The sequence below is a fragment of the Prevotella sp. kh1p2 genome (assembly GCF_900111525.1).
GTDB lineage: Bacteria > Bacteroidota > Bacteroidia > Bacteroidales > Bacteroidaceae > Prevotella.
Map to the genome: position 1 here is coordinate 131873 of NZ_FOHY01000003.1, position 18746 is coordinate 150618.

The 18746-nt window shown below is 55.8% G+C and carries 10 protein-coding genes; 3 read left to right on the top strand and 7 right to left on the bottom strand.

Annotated features, from left to right (window positions below; all coding sequences use genetic code 11):
- Positions 1-94: 94 nt before the first annotated feature.
- Together BMW31_RS03085 and BMW31_RS03090 are read left to right on the top strand one after the other, a co-directional pair.
- On the top strand, positions 95-787 hold the full coding sequence (locus BMW31_RS03085) for a 5'-methylthioadenosine/adenosylhomocysteine nucleosidase (protein ID WP_091820920.1): 693 nt from the start codon (positions 95-97) through the stop codon (positions 785-787).
- 45 nt (positions 788-832) lie between these two features.
- Positions 833-1312: an S-ribosylhomocysteine lyase gene (locus BMW31_RS03090; RefSeq protein ID WP_091821046.1), complete on the top strand. Its 480-nt coding sequence runs from the start codon at positions 833-835 to the stop codon at positions 1310-1312.
- A gap of 225 nt (positions 1313-1537) precedes the next feature.
- On the opposite strand, the gene BMW31_RS03095 is transcribed toward BMW31_RS03090, so the two are convergent.
- From BMW31_RS03095 to BMW31_RS03115, 5 genes are all read right to left on the bottom strand, one after another.
- Entirely contained in the window at positions 1538-2632 is a 1095-nt protein-coding gene (locus BMW31_RS03095; protein WP_091820922.1) for an ROK family protein, read from the bottom strand.
- An 18-nt stretch (positions 2633-2650) separates the two neighbouring features.
- On the bottom strand, positions 2651-4396 hold the full coding sequence (locus BMW31_RS03100) for a class I mannose-6-phosphate isomerase (RefSeq protein ID WP_091821048.1): 1746 nt from the start codon (positions 4394-4396) through the stop codon (positions 2651-2653).
- Positions 4397-5068: 672 nt separating this feature from the next.
- On the bottom strand, positions 5069-7321 hold the full coding sequence (locus BMW31_RS03105; RefSeq protein ID WP_091820924.1) for a GH92 family glycosyl hydrolase: 2253 nt from the start codon (positions 7319-7321) through the stop codon (positions 5069-5071).
- 109 nt (positions 7322-7430) lie between these two features.
- Positions 7431-9077: a RagB/SusD family nutrient uptake outer membrane protein gene (locus tag BMW31_RS03110; RefSeq protein ID WP_091820926.1), complete on the bottom strand. Its 1647-nt coding sequence runs from the start codon at positions 9075-9077 to the stop codon at positions 7431-7433.
- 36 nt (positions 9078-9113) lie between these two features.
- The gene (locus BMW31_RS03115) at positions 9114-12254 is read right to left on the bottom strand and encodes a SusC/RagA family TonB-linked outer membrane protein (RefSeq protein WP_091820928.1); all 3141 of its coding nucleotides are present in this window, start codon (positions 12252-12254) and stop codon (positions 9114-9116) included.
- Positions 12255-12630: 376 nt separating this feature from the next.
- Here BMW31_RS03115 and BMW31_RS03120 point away from each other — a divergent pair, with 376 nt between their 5' ends.
- Positions 12631-13332: a porin family protein gene (locus BMW31_RS03120; protein WP_094148851.1), complete on the top strand. Its 702-nt coding sequence runs from the start codon at positions 12631-12633 to the stop codon at positions 13330-13332.
- A 353-nt stretch (positions 13333-13685) separates the two neighbouring features.
- Here BMW31_RS03120 and BMW31_RS03125 read toward each other — a convergent pair whose 3' ends face one another.
- Positions 13686-15365: a SusD/RagB family nutrient-binding outer membrane lipoprotein gene (locus BMW31_RS03125; protein ID WP_091820932.1), complete on the bottom strand. Its 1680-nt coding sequence runs from the start codon at positions 15363-15365 to the stop codon at positions 13686-13688.
- Positions 15366-15385: 20 nt separating this feature from the next.
- Positions 15386-18526 carry a SusC/RagA family TonB-linked outer membrane protein gene (locus tag BMW31_RS03130; protein WP_091820934.1) on the bottom strand — a complete coding sequence of 1047 codons (3141 nt, stop codon included), beginning with the start codon at positions 18524-18526 and terminating at the stop codon, positions 15386-15388.
- Positions 18527-18746: the final 220 nt, after the last annotated feature.

Here is an 18746-nt window from a genome sequence, read left to right on the forward strand (position 1 = left end):
TTCCGTGTCAATGCTTTGCCGTGAGGCTTTTTTTGCTTAACTTTGCATCATCAACAACAGGCGGGGCCTCGGCTCCGCAAATTCCTTCGAGCACATGAATGTACAGAAAATAGGCATCATAGTGGCCATGGACAAGGAGTTCAACCAACTGAGCACCCTCCTTGACCAGAGCCACACAGAGCGCCGCAACGGCCGCAACTTCGTGACAGGAGACATCGGCGGCAAGCAAATCATCATGCAGCAATGCGGCATAGGCAAGGTAAATTCGGCCGTGGGAGCCGTGGAGATGATAGACAACTACCATCCCGACCTGGTTATCTCCACCGGAGTGGCAGGCGGGGCCGACACGACTCTGAACCCCACCGACGTGGTGGTGGCTTCTGCCTGCACGTATCACGACGCCTACTGTGGCACCGAGGTGGAGTTTGGGCAGATAATGGGCATGCCCGCCCGCTACCATGCACCGCAGGAACTGGTGGCCAAGGCGCTGGCCGTAAGTTGCGGCGTAACCATCAGGAGCGGGCTTACGGTGTCGGGAGAGTGGTTCGTTGACAGCCGCGAGAAGATGCAGGAAATCCTCTGCCGCTTCCCCGATGCCGTGGCAGTCGACATGGAGAGCTGCTCCATTGCCCAGACCTGCCACCTCTACCAGACGCCGTTCATCAGCTTCCGCATCATCAGCGACGTGCCGCTCAAGGACAACAAGGCCGCCCAATACTTCGACTTCTGGGCCCGAATGGCAGAAGGCAGCTTCAATGTCACACGGTCGTTCCTCCAGAGTTTATGATACGGGAGGCCGGGACATAACCGTTTACGAATTAATTTTATGATTATGAACAAGATACCATCATTTACCATCAATCACGAAAAGCTGCTCCGAGGCATCTACGTGAGCCGAAAAGACGAGGTGGGTGGCGAGGTCGTCACCACGTTCGATATCCGGATGAAGGAGCCGAACCGTGAGCCAGCGCTCCATCCCGGTGCCATCCACACCATCGAACACCTGGCCGCAACCTTTCTGCGCAATGATGCAGCGTGGAAAGACCGCGTTATCTACTGGGGCCCCATGGGCTGCCTGACGGGCAACTACCTGCTGTTAAGGGGCGACCTGGAGAGCCGCGACATCGTTGAACTGATGAAACGGACTTTCAGCTTCATTGCAGCGTTCGACGGAGAGATACCCGGCGCGGCTCCAAAAGATTGCGGCAACTGGCTTCTTCATGACTTGCCGATGGCCCGCTGGGAAGCAAGAAAGTTCCTGACCGAGGTTCTTGAGCAGATAACCGACGCCAATCTGGTATACCCTGTATAGGGTGTTAGGTGTTGGGTGATAGGTGTTGGAGGTTCGGGTGATAGGTGTTGGGTGATGGGTGTTAATGGTTTGTTTTGCGGAAAATAATCTTCTACGTTCCAACTGTCTTCTTTTCTGAAGTCGGAACAAGTGGAACTGGCATTTCATTAACACCCATCACCCATCACCCAACACCCAAATTACCACCCAACACCCATCACCTAAAGCTCCAACACCCATCACCCATCACCCCAAATGATTGAGAGCATAGACGTAGGCGCCCATGGATATGGCGGCACTGGCACCCATCCGGGTGCGTACAACGCCCACTCGCTTAACGGGATCGTAGTCTACCTGCTCGTCTGTTCCGGGTATATTGATTTTTACGGCACCGCCTTTCACGAAGTCGGCGAACTGTGCCGGGTCTTCCAGATTGTAGACCCGCATCTGCATGTGGCCCACTTCGTCGCCGCTGAACATCTTGAGCTTGCTGTTCATCTCGGCCACCAGAGACGGGAAAATGAGGTCGGAGCTGTGGGCAACGCCGCCCCCTATCACCACCAAACCATCCACTATGGTGTCTGCCATGGCAATAGCATCGCCGGCAACTTCACCCAGTTCGGCGAATGCCTGCCGTGCCGCAGCCTGGTCGCCGGGACGTTTGCCGTTGCAGATGTCGGCTATCTCCTTCGGCGTAAGGTCGGTCCGGTCGCCGGAGAGCTCACGGTACACGCGCTTCACGGCACGTATGGAGACGCCCTCCTCGGCAATGCAGTCGCGATACTTCTTGTTGCGGAAGCACCAGATGTCGCCTCCCACGCCGTTATCTCCTAAGAGAAGCTCGCCTCCAGTCACCACTCCGGCGCCGAAACCCGTGCCGAACGTGATGCCCAACAGGTTCCTGTAACGCTTCGGACTGCCGGCTTCGGCCAGCCTACGGTTCACCTCCGGCAGTGCTCCTGCCATGGCCTCGCCGTATGCAAAGAGGCTTCCGTCGTTGTTGATGAATACGGGAATGCCGAATTTCCGCTTCAGGAAAGGCCCCAGGGGGATGCCTCCGCGGAAGGAGGGGAAGTTGGGCAGGTCGCCGATAATGCCGTTTTCGTAGTCTGCCGGGCCCGGGAAAGCGAAGCTGATGGCCGAAGGCAGAACGGGCACTTGCTCTCTTACACGGCCGAAACCGGTAACAAGCTGGCCCAGGCAAGCCTCCAGATTGTCGGCCCGGGACGGCAAGGAGAACGGTTCCACTATCTCCCGGCCACCCTGCATGGCGGTGAACACGAAGTTTGTTCCACCCGCATCGAGTGTCAGAATGACACGTTTGTCATTTTCAAAATTCATATTTTCAGGTTTTACAGGTTATTGTCTGAACCGCACATAGGCCTTGATGGTTCCGCACTGCCGCCCCTCCGAGCGGCCGTAAGGACGGATGGTGTAGCGCCCTACGGCAGCCGGAACGATGAAGGTCTCGGCATAATGCACCACGAAAGGCTCGAAGGCACCCGACTGACTCTCAACTACAGCCTCGTCGCCCTCAACGAGATTGAGCACGTTAACGCCTCCACAGGTGTGGTGCTCCACCGGTTTGGTGAACCAGTGACGCCGGGTTTCGATGAATTCGTTCTCGTGCAGGCCGGTGCGTTCTTCCTTCCAGCCGTCGCCCCGGGCCACGGTTTCAACGTGGTTCACGAGGTTCTTGCGCGTAAAGCCGGTGTTGCGCTCCCACTGGATGACGTGTGCGCCGTGGCCGATGTTGATGGGTCGGGGCAGTCCGTCAAGCCCCAGGCGCCCCCAGTCGTACAGCTTGAAGGTGAAGATGCTGGGCGTTGCGCTGATTTCGAGCACCATGGCGCCGGCTCCGGAGCAGTGAATGGTGCCCGCGGGGATGAGGAAGTGGTCGTGTTTCTTGGCCGGCCACTGGTTCACGTAGCGCTTTACATCGAACTCGCCGCCCGTATTCTGCGCCTCTTCCAGGGCCGAAATCATCTCTGATGAGTCCACTCCGTCCTTCAATCCAAGGAAAACAGTCGCCCCATCCTCGGCATCCAGCAGGTAATAACTTTCGTCCTGAGTGTACCAGATGCCGAAAGTATCGCGTATGTACTGCGTAGTCGGGTGCACCTGCAGGCTCAAGTTGCCGCCGCCGATGGTGTCAAGGAAGTCGAAGCGGATGGGGAAATCCTGCCCGAAACGGGCCTCCACGGAGCCTCCGAGCAGAGCTCTCGTCTGACTGAACACGAGGTTGTTGGCCGGCATCTCAAACAGTTGACCGTCCACCTGCAGCATGAGACTGTTCTCCTCGGGCACGCAATCGAAGCACCAACCGTAGTTCTGCTGCGCGGGGTCGAGGCCGCACACGCGCTTCATCCATTGCCCGCCCCACGGCGCAGGGTCGAAGAAGGGCACCACGCGGAACGGTCTGCGGGCCGTGAGTGCCAACCCTTGGAGCATGGTAGCACCCGAAATCATCTTCGGATGGCCCTCGATGGTGGTGTCGAGCCAGAAGTCTACGCGCTCCATCAGCCGCTTTTTAAGATTGTCGCACACAATCCAATCCACGAAATAGCCACGCTTGTACTGCTTGCTCGGCATCTCCTCGCGGTTACGGACGCCAAGTCCGTCGATGATGTGGCGGCGCTCCCGCTGCTGTATCTCCCACCGGGGCATGTCTGCATAGACAAGGATTGAGGGCCGGCTGACCACCTCGGCCGCGCCGTGACCGTACACCAACACGGGCCCGCGGGCCTGCTCAATCTGTTGCCGGCAGGCCTCCACCCGCTCCGGACACAGGAAATCGGCGTACGAGAAGCTGGCTCTGCGGCCGAAGAGGCGGTCGTCGGTAACCCACGGATGCGTCATGCGCTCCGTCTCCTCTGCAGGTTTAAAAAGGTCGTTCGTGTTGATGAAGGTCACGCCGGGCAGCGTTCGCAGCTGTGCCGCCAGCTCTGTGTGCAGCACCCCCTGGTAACATTCCACCGCCGCCACGCAGTTCTGGCCGTGCGGCTGCATGGCTTCAGCGAGCCTGCCCAGTATCTCCGGCCAGCCGGAGCACATTGTTCCCGCCACCGGAGTGTAGGGAAACTTGTCGTAATTGCTTGTTCTCATTTCGTTGTTCGTCATTTTAGTTTGTAGGTGTTGGCATTTGTCGTTTCCATGTCTGCGGCCGTTAGCCACCGCAAATTTAGCAAATTCCGCGCAAACAGGCAATCATTCGGCCCTCTTTTTGCCGGCAGCAGTTGCGATGCCGGCCGTTTTCGCCGACCGAACCGACAGACATCACACGGCTCGAACGATAGCAGCAGATGGGCAGAATGTCAAGAAATCATGCCTGAAAAACGTGCATCGGTTTTACGCGAAACAGCAAACGGAAAAGCCGGAAACATGCTCCTTGAGCACTGAAAACCATCTTCTGCCTGCATAAAGCTATGCTTCAGGAGTCCCGAAGCTATGCTTTAAAGAGCCTGAAGGATAGCTTCAAGGGGCCAAAAGCATAACTCTTTGGGCCGAAAAACATAGCCTTTGGCGTGCTGAAAGCATCGTTCAAGCCCTCCGAAATCATCCTTCAAAACCCAACGCTCTGATTATCAGTAAATTAACAAACGTCGTTTTTAGCGCGTATTTGCAGCCTACCGGCCGCCTCGCAGGCTACACGCAAAACCTGAAGGGGCGTTTGTAAAGAATAAGGAGAGGGATTTTTCGGCGCCTGCAAGTAAAGAAAAAGCCCCTTCTCCATCATCGGAGAAGAGGCTGAAAAGGGCTGTTGCAGCCGCTGCAGGATTAACGCGCACTTACCGGGCGGTCCTTCTTGGCGGCGCCGAAGTGCCTGTTGGGCTCCGGACCCATTACGAATTCCAGCGTTCCACCGCGCATGATGTCCTGATAGGTCACGTAGCTGCGGGTGTACTTGCGGCCGTTGAGGCGGGCGCTCTGTATGTACACGTTGCGGTCGCTGTTGTTGTGGGCAACCACGGTGAACTTCTTTCCGCCGGGCAGGTTGACCGTTGCGCGGGCGAACGACGGACTGCCGAAGACGTAAACGCCGTTGGACGGGTTGACCTGATACAGGCCCAAGGCCGATGATACGTACCAGGCAGACATCTGACCGCAGTCTTCGTTGCCTGCATAGCCATCGGGCTGGGCCACGTAAAACTGCTTCTGCAGAGCCCGTACGCAGGCTGCCGTCTTGTACTGAGCACCGGCGTAGGCGTACAGATACGGTATGTGGTGGTTGGGCTCGTTGCCTTGGGCGTACTGGCCCACCATGCCCGATACGTCGGGTGGTGCTCCCTCGCCCAGGTCACCCTCGGCTACGAAGAGGCTGTCGAGGTTCTTCACAAAGGCTGCATCGCCGCCGTGGCAGGCTATCAGGCCCTCGGGATCCTGCGGAACCATGAAGGTGTACTGCCATCCATTGCCCTCCGTAAAGTCTCCAACGCCATCGCGGTGGTTGGCGAGGAAGGGGTTGTAGGGCTCGTACCAGCTGCCGTCGGCCATCTTGGGGTGTATTTTGTTGATTTTGGTATCGAAGAGCAACTGGTAGGAATTGCTGCGTTTGAGGAACGTCTGGTAGTCTTCCGTGCGCCCCATACGCTTGGCCATGAGGGCTGTACCGCGGTCGTCGGCGGCATATTCGAGGTTAATGGAAGTGGCCTCGCGCTTCTTGTCGGCCGGTATATAGCCGTAGCGCATGAACTCGGGCACACCGTTCTGCTTGTCGTAGGTGCCTGTTGCAATCATGGCATTGACTGCCTTGGTGGCATCGAAGCCGCGGAAACCCTTCAGATAGGCATCGGCCAGAACCGGCACACTGCTGTAACCGGGCATACAGTTGGTCTCGCCAGAGAGCAAGGGCCAGATGGGCAGCTTGCCGTTTTGGTCGTAGATGCTCAGCATGGAGTTCATCATGTCGTCTATCTTGTCGGCAACCAGGACGGTGAAAAGCGGATGGAGCGTGCGGTAGGTGTCCCAGAGAGAGAAGGTGGTGTAGTTCCTGAACTTGTTGTTCGTGTAGATTTTGTCGTCCATTCCGCGGAAGTCGCCGTTGACATCGCAGTACTGGGTGGGGGCAATGAACATGTGGTAAAGGGCCGTGTAGAACACTTTACGCTCCGATTCGGATGCGCCCTGGATGTCGACAACACCCAGTTGCCGGTTCCACTTGTCTGCGGCAGCCTTGTGGGTAGCGGCAAAATCCCAGCCCGGAAGTTCCTGCTCCATGTTCATCTTGGCGTTGGTGCAGCTCACGGACGAGATGGCCACCTTTACGAGAACATCCTTTACATCGTCGGCAAAGGATGCCACGCTCTTGACGTTGCGGCCCTGCAGTTCGTCGTGGCCAATCCTGTCGTCGCCCAGGAAGGTGTCGAGGCTCTTTACGGGCTTGCTGAACTTGGCGTAGAAAAACACCTTGTGGGTGGGCGCCCAGCCGTGTACGAAGCGGTAACCCTGCACGGTGTAGTCGTCAACTCGCTGCACATACGACTCGTAGGTCTTGCTGTCAATGCCGTTGGCCAAGTCAATCAGCACGCGCGGAGTTCCCGCAGCGGTGTACTGATAGTGGTGCATGCCCACGCGGTCGGTAGCAGTAAGCTCGACCTTTACGCCATTCTTCAGGTCTACCTGGTAATAGCCGGGCGCAGCCTGCTCGTGCTCATGGTCGTAATAGGAAGAAGCAGCGCCCTGGATGTTGTCCTGCCGGCCGGTGGCGGTACGCAGCGTGCCCGAGTAAGGCATGAAGCTGACGTCTCCAAGGTCAGCGCAGCCGGTTCCGCTCAGGTGAGTATGGCTGAAACCGATGATGATGCTGTCGCTGTAATGATAGCCGGAGCACCAGTCCCAGCCCTTGAAGATGTTCATGGGGCCAAGCTGAACGGCTCCAAAGGGCACGTTGGCACCCACGAACACGTGCCCGTGGCCGCCTGAACCGATAAAGGGGTCGACGCTGGCGGCATTGTCATGCTGTGCTTGTACGTTCATGGAAAACGCTGCCAAGATGATGCCGAGAGCGACGGAAAGTCTGATTATTCTCATGTTTACTGTTGATTTAAGTCTTTTGTGAATGATATCGGCAGAGCCAAAATCGGCAAAGAGGAGATGGGAAAACCGTCCCCATCCCCTCTCATGCCTGTTTGGCAATCTGTCAGCTGCCGCTGTTGCTCTTCTGGTAGCCCTCGTTCTGGGTCAGGTTAGGGTTGCGCTGAATCTCATTCAGAGATATAGGCCAGAGCAAATCGGTCTGCTTGAAGACAGCGCCGGAGCCGTTGGTAGCCCCGATGAGGTCAACATAGGTAACCTTGCCGCTGTGCATGGCGGTGTCGATAACGGGGAACTTGCCCGTGCGCACGCAGTCGTCCCAAATCTTGAACTCCAGCGGGAACTCGCGCAGGCGCTCGGTCCAGCAGGCCTCGATGAAGGCTTGCTTGGAGAGACTCTGCAGCGACGAGGTGAGCTGTGCTACGCTTTTGCCGAGTGCGCGGCTCTGTACTTGGGCCAGATAGCCGGCAGCCTCGGCCGTTACTCCTGTGGTCTGGGCAATGGCCTCGGCAGCATCGAGCAGCGTTTCTGCATAGCGGTAGATGTTCCAGTCCTTGGTTCCACGGCCCGTAATCTCCATGGCATTCTGGTCAAAGTAGTACCAGCAGCCTATCTGGTCATAGTAAGCGGGGTCGGTATTGGCCACTCCCTGCTGCGTCGGCATGGTCCATGTCTTGGGCTCCTTCTTGCCGTCCTTCTCGTAGTTCACGTTGGTATAGGATGTGGCAAAGAACTGCTTCTCCTGTCCGCGCAGGTCATCGGCCGTGTAGATGTTGAGGTAACGGCCGTAAGGACCGAACACTCGCTCGGTGATGGCGTACTTGTTGAAGGTACCGGTAGCCGAAGAAGTGAAGGCGTAGGTGGGCCACCAGCCGCTGGTAGCTATGGTGTTGTCGAACTCCTGGGCGTAGATGACCTCCGGAAGGTCGTCGGTCGTGCGCAGTTTATTGTACGCGCTGCCGAGTGTACGGTCCGAGTTCTCGGTCAATTGGTACTTACCGGAGTTGATGATGTCCTGTGCCATGGCCGCCGCATTGGTATAGTCGCCCTGGTACATGTACACATCGGTGAGCGCCATCTCGGCCACGTACTTCGTAATACGGTGCTTGGCGTTCTGCCAGGTGTCGGCCTTGAGCACGCTGACGGCATCCTTCAGGTCCTGTACAACCTGCTTCATCACCTCTGCCTTGGCCGTGCGGGGCAGCATCATGTCGTCATCGGCACTGGAATAGGCCGTCATAGAGAGGGGCACATCACCGAAAGTCTTGACCAAATAGAAGTAGTTCTGGGCGCGGAAGAACTTTGCCTCGGCTATGTATTGCTCCTTGTTGGCCGCAACGACGGCAACTTCAGGATTCGCGATGTTGTTTATCACGCTGTTTGCTACGTTGATGGCATCGTAGCAGTTGTCCCAAACGCCGTCCATGGTGCCCGATACGTTGTTCGTCTGACCTTGCCTTTCCAGTTCGCGCGCATACTGGCAGACGTTCTCCTGGCCCTCATAGGAATTGCGGAAGTAACCGGTCAGCATGGCCGTAACTGAAGCAAACGGGCCTATGTACGCACTGCCGGCGCTGGAATACTCCTCGATGGAGCCGTTGCGGTACAGGTAGTTCACCTGTCCAAGGAAATGATTGTCGGTCTTGTTGAAGTCTTTCCCGGTCAGAATGGAGTCCGTCTCTTCTTTCAGGAAATCGTTGCAGGAAGACAGAAGCAGGCCTGCACAAGCCGCAAATATAAATATCTTTTTCATATCTTACATTCTTTTCTGTTGGTAGTCGATGTTTAATTAAAAGGTTACGTTCACACCTAAGGTGAATGTTCTTGACCTCGGATAAGAGTAGAAGGTCATGTTTTGGCCGAACTGGCTGCCCTGTGAGGTCGATTCCGGGTCGTAGCCGTTGAAGTCCTTGGAGCATAAAAGCAGCAAGTTGCTGCCACTCACGTAGAGCCGAAGTGCCTGCAGACCAATGCTCTTGCAAAGTTCGGGCTTGAAAGTGTAACCCAACTGCAGCATGTTGAGGCGCAGGTAAGAACCGTCGGAAATCCAAGAAGAGTCGACGGTGGTGTCCTGTCCGGCGTGGTTAGAGTTGGCTAAACGAATCATCTGCTCCATGGTACCGGGGTTGGTGCCGTCGTATGCGTCGTAAAGAATGTTGGTTAAACCGTTCGTAATGCCAAAACGGTCGTAGGTGGGATGGTAGAACTGCTGCATGGTCTCAACTCCCCAAACGAACTGCCAGTCCATTGTCAGGTCCCAGTTCTTGTAACTGAGCGTGTTGCTGAAGTCGCCCGTCCAGTCAGGAAGTCCCTTTCCGAGTATCATCTTGTTCTCCGAACGGTTCGGACGGCCCACTTGTTTGAGCTCGCACTTGCCTGCCTGGTAGTCTTCTGTTGTCCAAACGCCATAGCGCTTGTAGCCGTAGAAGCTGCCCATGCTCTCACCTACGCGCAGAATAGCTTCCGATCCGCCTACCCAACCCAGGAGTTCAATGTCCTCATCGTTGTCTCCCAAGTGCAGTATCTTGTTCTTGTTGTAGTTCAGGTTGAGTGAGGTTTGCCAGGTCAGATCACTGGTGCGTACCGGATAAGCGGTAACCATCATGTCGAGACCGGAGTTCTTCACCGAGCCTATATTCTTGAACTGAGTCTGGAAACCGGTAGAATGAGGGACGGGACAGTTAAGCAACAGGTCGGTTGTTTTCTTGTAGTAATAGGATACATCGAAGTTCAGACGGTTCTGGAAGAGGCCGAGTTCGAAGCCGATATCAAACTGTCCGGTCTTCTCCCACTTCAGGTCCTTGTTCATCATTGAGCTCAGGTAGAGATACGAAGCACGCGAACCGTCGAGCAGCAAGGTGCCTGCGCTGGTCTTTGCCAGTGAGTTGTAGGTTCCTATTTCGGAGTTACCGGTCAGGCCGTAGCTGGTGTGCAGCTTCAGGTTACTTATCCAGGTAACGGGCTTCATGAAGTCTTCTTCGGACACAATCCATGCCAGACCGGCCGATGGGAAGAACGCATACTTGTTGTTTTCACCGAACTTGGAGGAGCCGTCGATACGGCCCGTCACGGTTGCCGAGTAGCGATCCTTGAGCGTATAGGCCAAACGGAGGAAGTAGGAGTTCATGGTCCACTTGTCGACATTCGACGTGGGCGACTCCGGGTTAGTGCCTACGCTCATGTTATTGTCCTCGTAGAAGTCATCGGGGAAGCCCTCGGTAACGGATCCGTTGGAACGAGAAGTGAAGCCGGTCCACGACAAACCGAGCATGGCATTGAGCCTGTGCTGCTCCAGAGTCTTGTTGTACGTGAGGTAGGTTTCCTCCTGCCAGTAGAGGTTAGAGCGGTGTGAGCTCTCTGCGCGGCCGTTAGGCATGGAGATGTTGTTCAGCGTCGTGGAGGCGTAACGGCGGCTGTCGATGCCGTGCCAGTCGATACCGAGCTGCGTCTTGAGGTCGAGTCCGGGCAGCAGATGGAACGTAAGGGCTCCGTTACCGAATATCTGAGTGTTGTAATACAGGCGCTTCTGCAGTTCCAGAATCATCACCGGGTTCGACATTCCCTCAAAACCGAAGCGGTCCGTCATGGCACCCGGAGAAGCCGACGTGGTGTAGTTGCCCGTGTCGGGTTCGCGAAGCGGAAGCCAGGGCAGCATCTCTATCATCGTACGACGGGCCTCCTGTCCGCCTCCGAAGGCGTCGGTAAAGCGGCCCCACATGTGGTTCACCATCAGGTTCACGTTCGTTGTGAGCCATGAGGTGGGGTTGGCGTCGTAGGCCATCTTGGCACTCACGCGCTTGTTCCATGTGTTCTTCATGATGCCTTCATAGTCAGAGTAGTTGAGGAAGGCACCCACCGACGAGCTCTTACCCGACTGCTGGATGTTAATCTGATGGTTGTGAGAGATGGAGGTACGGGTAGCTTCGTCCTGCCAGTCGGTGTCGTAGAGCGGATTACCCTGACTGTCAAAGTACCTGCTGTCCGTAAACCAGTCGGTGCGGTTGAGCGACCAGCTGGTGCCGTTGTACTTGTTTTCGTTCTCCAGTCCCTTCATCCAGGCCTCGCACCATTCCTGCGCGTTCAGCACATCCATCTTGCGGGCCATGTGGCGCAGGCTTACGGAGCCCTGGTAGCTTATCTTCGTGCCCGTTTCGCCCTTGAGTCCGCGCTTGGTTGTTACCATGATAACGCCGTTGGCACCACGGGCACCGTAGATGGCGGTGGCCGAAGCGTCCTTGAGAACCTCCATCGACTCGATGTCGTTGGGGTTAACGAGTGCGAAGTTGTTCATCACCACGCCGTCTACTACATACAGAGGGTCGGAGCTGGCGTTGATGGTTGCCATGCCGCGGATGATGACACGAGGCGTAGAAGTTGCGATGTCGTCGGAGTTGGAGAACACGTTTACGCCGGCAGCCTTACCGCGCAGGTTGTCCAAAGCCGAGAAGTTCTGGGCCTTGAGCATGTCTTCGCCCTTGGCAACGGAGATAGATCCCGTTACGTCCGACTTGCGCATGGTGCCGTAACCCACAACAACCACCTCGTCGAGTACGGCGCGGTCCTCGGTCAGTGTTATCTGCAGCGTGGAGCCATTGCCCACAGTAACGGTCTGGGTCTTGAACCCGATGTAAGAAACTTGCAGCTTGTCGCCGGGCCGGGCCTGCACGGTACAGCGGCCGTCGACGTCGGTAGCGCCGCCTGCCTTGGTCGAAACCACCAGCACGCTGGCACCGATAACGGGCTCATTGTTGCCGTCTACCACCGTTACCACGATGTTGTTTCCCTGCTGCACGGCCTCCAGGCCTGCCAACTTTGCCTTGCCCGTTCCGTTTCCGGCAAACGCAGGAGCAGCAAAAGTCATTGTACATGCAGAGAGAAGTAAAAGCGAATAGCTCATCGCTTTCTTGATTTTCTTTTCTTCTTTGCTCATAGGTTTTTAAGTTATTATTAGGGTGAATATCTCCTATTGGTTGCAGTTGCTTAATGTTTCGGCGCCATGACGCCACTGAGGTTACAGTAGTGCGTTCGCGTTAAGTCACAAGTTTATGTTTAGTAAGGGCGCATCAAGCTGTTGGCTTGTGCTTCATCGGCAAAGTTAAAACATTTTTTGCAGCCTGCAACTTGTTGCTCTCACTTTTTGGTTAAATATGTTTAAACTGCCCGTTCCGCAGCCCCAGCGCGACCGCTCACCGCTGCCGGCGGCACCCTGGCAGCCCTCCGGTCTTCCGCCTGCACTTATATAAATAAGGTGGAGCCGCCCGGCAATAAAACGGAGAGTGATACGTTATGCTAAAAAACGCATCAACATGAAACATAAACTCTTTACCATCCTGCTGCTGGCCTACACCTCGGCCGCCTCGGCTCAGGCTCCCACGGGCACCTTCTCCGTAACACCAAAAGTTGGCGTAAGCCTTGCCAACCTGACCGACAACGAACTTTACATTGACGTAAACGAGAAACTGGACTCCAAGTTCAAGGCCGGTTTCACCGCCGGAGCCGAAGTGGAGTACCAGGCCCTGCCCGCTCTGAGCGTTTCGCTCGGTGCCTTCTACACCACCCAAGGCTGCCGTTATGCCAACTTCAGTATCAACGAGGGCGGCAATCCGAACACTTACACCGGCATTGCTGCCATGAGAACCAACCTCGGCTACGTGCAGTTTCCGCTCTTGGTTAACTACTACATAGCCCGCGGACTGGCCGTAAAGGCCGGCGTACAGCTGGCTGTGCTCACCAACGCACGCACAAGCCACGAGGAAACTCATTACACCGCGGACCCTGATACGGGCGAGAAAACCTACGGAGAGACGCAGGATATCAAGACAGATGTAAAGGAGATGTACCGCAAGACGGACGTAGCCATCCCGCTGGGCCTCTCGTACGAGTACGAGCACGTGGTGATAGATGCACGCTACAACATCGGACTGACGAACATCGACAAACTTTCCGACGACCTCAAGGTAAAAAACAAGGCCTTCACCATCTCCGTAGGTTACAGGTTGAACCTGTAACCCGGGCCCCGTACTCGGCTCCGGGCACGCTGCGGCAGCCATGCGGCAATCATCTGCAACCATTCCTTTCGGCTGCCTGAAAACTGCCCGAAGGGGTGCAAAAGATGCCTTTCACCAACTTTCGACACCTGTCGCACGATTGTGTGACACTTGTCGAATAATCGTGCGACACCTGTCAAAAGTTCCTGACTCTATCCTTCAACGCCCAAAACAGGTGCCATTTGCACCGCGGGTAACAACAAGCAAGCCTCCCGTATCAACCACCCATCAACGCAACAAGGGCTCCACGCTGTCTGTGCGTGGAGCCCTTGGCTTTTATGGAAACCTGCGATGCAGCTGCATCGGCGGTTCAGTTATTGCTTGTCCCACCACACGCGGGTGCTGAAGGTGTCGCCTCCCATGTTGGCAACGGCAGCATCATAATGCTCCTTGTTTACCTGCGACTCCCTTGTGGGGTAGCGGAAACGGCGTGGGATGGAGCCATCGGTAGCGCACTGGCCGTCGAGCTTGGCCATGGCAGCAGGCTGCAGAGCCGGGAAACCGGAGCGGCGCCAGTTGGCAAACACCTCGTGCGGGTCGCCGAAGGTATTGATGTAATACTGCGTGTTTATCTGCTCCAGCGCCTTGGCGGCGTTGAACGGGTTGGCCTTCAGATAGGCATCGGCGTACTGGGCCAGCGTAGCACCCGAGCCGAGGCCAACTGTAGCGTCGGCATTGAGGGCCGAGAGCGCAGCTGCATAGTCGGGGAACTGGGCATACTGCTCAAAGGCAGCCTTCACACCGTTGTTGTAGTAGGTGGCTGCATCGCCCGAGATGTAGCCGCGCTGGGCAGCTTCAGCCATCAGGAAGCAGGTCTGGGCGTAGGTTACCACGAAGGTGGGAGCCTCGGGGTCGGCATAGGTGCAGCGGTTGGGCGACGAGAAGTAGGCGCCGTATTTGGCCAGGAAGTCGGCGTTGTTGAAGCGATTGTCAACCTTGCCCACGAAGTACTGGCTGCTGCCGGTGTTGCTGTATCCGCCCACGGGCATGCCATCTTGCGCCGCGTAGCTCATGTTGCCGTAGTCGGCAGTTGTCCAGAGGCCGTCGCTGTTCTTCTGTACGTCGGTGTACTGCTTGCCGTCCTGTGTGGGTGCCACGGTGCCTATGAGGCACAGACGGGCATCTTTCGTAGACTTCAACATGTCTACAAAGGTCTTGGCAAGGTAGAACTCGCGGTCCTCGTGGGCGTTAATCTTGGCGAAAGGTTCCGACGAATCGTTGGTTGTCTTGCCTCCCACGTGGTCCAGTTTGCAGTTATCGGCATTGGAAGTCATCACGCCGTTAGCCACTGCCTGCGCCGCATACTGCTTGGCCAGCGTTGGGTTAACCTTCACCAGTCGCATGGCGAGGCGCAGCATAAGCGAGTTGGCAAACTTCTTCCACTTGGCTACATCGCCCTGGTAGTACAGGTCGTGAGCGCCAAGTGCTGACTGCCCGGAGGCCAGATTGGCCTGGGCTTCCTGCAGTTCGGCCAGCATCGAGGTGTAAATATCTTCCTGCTTGTCGTACTTGGGATAGTTTGTGAGCTTCGGACGGCCTGCCTCCGAGTAGGGAATGTCGCCGTAGAGGTCGGACATCTTGGCCATCATATAGATGCGCATCACGCGGGCCATGTTGTAGTCCGCTTGCCTTTCGGGGTCTTCCTTCCACAGGTCGTAGCAGGTGGTTACGTCGCGCACGGCTCCGCGATCGCCGTTGAAAGTGTCCCAGAAAGAGCCGGAATAGCCGTCGCTCCACTCGTAGCGGGCGTAATAGTGCCACCAGTCGATGGACGAAAGCTGCTGAGTCCACTCGGCAGAGTAGATACATCCGGTGCGCCACATATCCCAGTCAGACCCCAGAGCCTGGTGTTGTGCGTTGGAGAACACCATCGCGTAGGGTACATTTGTTTCGTTCAAATTCTCCGGGTCGATATTGATATCGCCGAAATCGTTACAGCTTGTCATACCAAGTGCAACCACGGAAGCCAGTAATATATATTTTATCTTTTTCATTGTTGTAGCCTTTTAAAAGTTTAGAACTTCACATTCACATTGAAACCGATGTTGCGCGTGGCCGGATAACCATTCAACTCCAAGCCCTGGGCATTGGTAGCGTTGATAGCAGATTCGGGGTCGATGTTCGGTGTATGCTTCATGATGGTCCACAGGTTACGTGCAACCACGGATACGCTCAATCCCTTTACCACCTTCAGTGGTTCCAGCATGGCCTTGGGGAAGGTGTAACCAAGCGAGAGTTCACGCAGCTTGATGAAGTCGGCACTGTACACAAACTCCTCTGCAATGTTGGCATCGCAGATGGCGCGGTAGTAGGACTGGGCGCTCACAGCAGTGGTGTTGGCCTGCTTGGTAGCCTCGTCAATGCCCACGGCAACGATGGAACCGGCCGGGTTCTGGGCCGTACGGCCCTCCAGGGTGTTCTTGTGCATGCCGTAGTAGTACAGCTGGTAGTTGGTTCCGGAGAACAACTTAGCGCCGAACTTGGCATCGAGCATGAAGGAGAGCATGAAGTTCTTGTACGTGAAAGTGTTCTTCCAGCCGCTCGTCCACTTATAAACGGCATTGCCCAAGACTTCCTGGTCGCCGGCCTGTGGCAGTCCTTTCTTGAGCAGGAGCTGGCCGGCTTCGTTGCGTTTGTAGCGTGCACCGATGATTTCTGCATAGGGTTCGCCCACTACCTGATAGATACCAACGTTGCCGTTACGCGACTGCCCGCCCACAACTGATATGCGTTTGGTGCCGGCACCGAGGTTTTTCACCTCACTGTTGTTGTAGGCAAAGTTCAGCGTTGTGTTCCAGGAGAAGTCCTGGTTGCGTACAGGATAGGCGTCGACCATGAACTCGAAGCCGCTGTTCCGCAGCTCGCCGATGTTTTCAACGGACGAACCGAAGCCCGAAGCCGATGATGTGGAAACGTAAACGATATCGTCCTTCGTGTTCTTAACATAGTAGGCGAGGTCGAAGTTCAGCCTGCTGTTCAGGAAAGAGAGGTTCAGACCAACCTCAAACTCCGAGATGTGAACAGGCTTCAGGGCCGGGTTGGGGAAGCGGTCGTCATTGTTCTGCGTTGCCGTTTGCTGCCCGTTGACCGTGTAGTTGCGCAGTTTGTAGCGCAGCAAGTTCTGGTATGCCTCCGTTCCATTTGATGCGAAAGCGTAGCCTAAGCGTACTTTACCGAAGTCGAACCACTTGGGCAGCTGCTCGCGGAAGGTATCAGTAAACACCCAGGAGAGGGTTGCCGAGGGGTAGAAGTAGCTGTTGCTGTCATCTGCCAAGGTAGAGAACCAGTCGTTGCGGCCCGTGAGATTGAGGAAGAGTTGGTTCTTCCAGCCGAGGTCGAAGGTGCCGTAAAGCGAGTTGACCTGGAAGCGGGAAACCACTTTCTGCGGCGACTGGCCTGCTGCGGTGATGTTGTTGACTGACCAGAGGCCATCAACCGTGAACGGGCGACCACCGTTGGAAGTGTAGTAAATCTTATAGATATTGTTGAGCTTGTTGCCGCCGAAGGTTGCCGAAACGTTCCAGTCGCCGAACTGCTTGCTGAAACCAAGCAGGAAGTTGTAGTTGGTTTCGTGGAAGTTCTTTTCGTATTCAGTGAGCCATCCGTTCGGGTCGGCAGCTGCGCCTATGGGCTGCACCTGCTTGAACTCGATGTTGTAGCCGTCGCGCTGCACGGCTCCCTGCAGGTAGAGCCAGTCGGTAATGTCCCACTTCAGGGTTACGGAGCCCGTCAGGCGATTACGGTCCATGTCGTTGGTCTTGCGGTACTGCAGCCAGTAAGGGTTGTTGAAGTACACGTTGTTGCCGCCTATCATCTCGCCGCCGTCGAGCTTTGTGCCCCAGCCGCGTGAGGTTCCTTCGAGCCAGCGCACATCAAAAGAGTTGCCGCGGTAGATGAGCGAGGCATTTGTATTGCCGTTACCGTCGGAAAGGTTGGAACGTCCGTTCGACTTGTCGAACACGTAGTTGGCCGTTACGATGGCCGAGAGGTTCTTGAATATCTGGTAAGTGGTGTTCATGTTCAGGCCCACCTGGCGGTTGCCTGCATTGGGCAGGATGCTCTTCTCCTTATTATAAGAAGCGCCGAAGCGATACACCACCTTGTCGGAAGAGCCGCTGATAGAGGCAGAGGTATTGGTGGTGATGCCCGTGCGGTAGAAGTTCTTCCAGTTGTCTACATAGGAGTAGGCATACTTGTTGCCCAGGAAGTTAACGGCCTCCGAGCCGTCCAGCGCCCCACCCCAGCTGTTGCTTTCGCCTTCGATGGCTGCATTCACGGAAGTAGGCTTGTTGCCTTCGAGGCCAAGACCGAAGTTTTTCTGCCAGTCGCGATAGTCGTAAATGGTGTTGAAGGTTAGGTTCTCGTTCACCTCTACGCTCGTGGGCTGGTTCTTCTTGCCGCTCTTGGTGGTAATCAGGATGGCACCGTTACCGCCGCGGAAGCCGTAGAGGGCCGATGCGGCAGCACCCTTGAGCACCTGGATGCTCTCGATATCGTCGGCGTTGAGGTTGCTCAGACCGTCGCCCATGTCGGCTCCGCCCCACTGGCCTGCCGAACCTTGGTTGGCATTGTCAAAGGGAACGCCGTCTACAACGTACAGCGGCATGTTGTTGCCCGTCATGGACGAGTTACCGCGAATAACCACGCGCGAGGTTCCCATTGAGCCTGTGGCGTTGCCTGCAACGCTCACACCGGCCACTTTACCCGAGAGGGCATTGCCCAGGTTGGGGTCGCGAACGAGCTGGAACTCATCGCCTCCCACCTTTGTAGTGGAGTAGCCGAGCGACCGCGACTGCCGCTTGATGCCCAGCGCGGTAACCACCACCTCGTCAATGGCAGTGCTTTCTTCCGTCAGCGTCACGTCAACCGTCTGCCGGTTGCCTACTTCAACAACCTGGGTCTTGCTTCCGATGTAGGAAAACTCAAGTTTGGAGTTACCCTGACACTCGATGGTATAGTTACCGTCGACGTCGGTTATAACACCTGTCGTAGAACCAAGAACCTTTACCGTGGCACCGATAACGGGCTCGCCGGTATTGTCCTTTACATTTCCTTTGACCGTTATGCTCTGTGCACTCACCTGAAGTGCAAACAACATGAGCATAAGTGTCAAACAGACTCGCATGGAGTACCATAAGACATTTACTTTCTTCATTGTTTTGATGATTTAGGATTCAATGATAATTAATACTTAAAAATCAGGCTATATCGCCCCCTCAGGGCTACGTTAGGCTTTAATCTGTTACAAAGGTAAGACAATATTTTAAAACTAAAACACATTTCCCGGCATTTTTGGTTAACAAGATTTAAATGCCGCCCATAGAGAGTGGTTTTTCTGTCGGTACGGAGGATAAAACTGGATTTCGGACAGCATG

Bases quoted from the DNA above. Each gene is read 5' to 3' on its own strand.
- BMW31_RS03120 (WP_094148851.1), top strand. From the start codon at position 12,631: ATGAAACATAAACTCTTTACCATCCTGCTGCTGGCCTACACCTCGGCC.
- BMW31_RS03095 (WP_091820922.1), bottom strand. From the start codon at position 2,632: ATGAATTTTGAAAATGACAAACGTGTCATTCTGACACTCGATGCGGGT.
- BMW31_RS03105 (WP_091820924.1), bottom strand. From the start codon at position 7,321: ATGAGAATAATCAGACTTTCCGTCGCTCTCGGCATCATCTTGGCAGCG.
- BMW31_RS03110 (WP_091820926.1), bottom strand. From the start codon at position 9,077: ATGAAAAAGATATTTATATTTGCGGCTTGTGCAGGCCTGCTTCTGTCT.
- BMW31_RS03115 (WP_091820928.1), bottom strand. From the start codon at position 12,254: ATGAGCAAAGAAGAAAAGAAAATCAAGAAAGCGATGAGCTATTCGCTT.
- BMW31_RS03125 (WP_091820932.1), bottom strand. From the start codon at position 15,365: ATGAAAAAGATAAAATATATATTACTGGCTTCCGTGGTTGCACTTGGT.
- BMW31_RS03130 (WP_091820934.1), bottom strand. From the start codon at position 18,526: ATGAAGAAAGTAAATGTCTTATGGTACTCCATGCGAGTCTGTTTGACA.
- BMW31_RS03085 (WP_091820920.1), top strand. From the start codon at position 95: ATGAATGTACAGAAAATAGGCATCATAGTGGCCATGGACAAGGAGTTC.
- BMW31_RS03100 (WP_091821048.1), bottom strand. From the start codon at position 4,396: ATGAGAACAAGCAATTACGACAAGTTTCCCTACACTCCGGTGGCGGGA.
- BMW31_RS03090 (WP_091821046.1), top strand. From the start codon at position 833: ATGAACAAGATACCATCATTTACCATCAATCACGAAAAGCTGCTCCGA.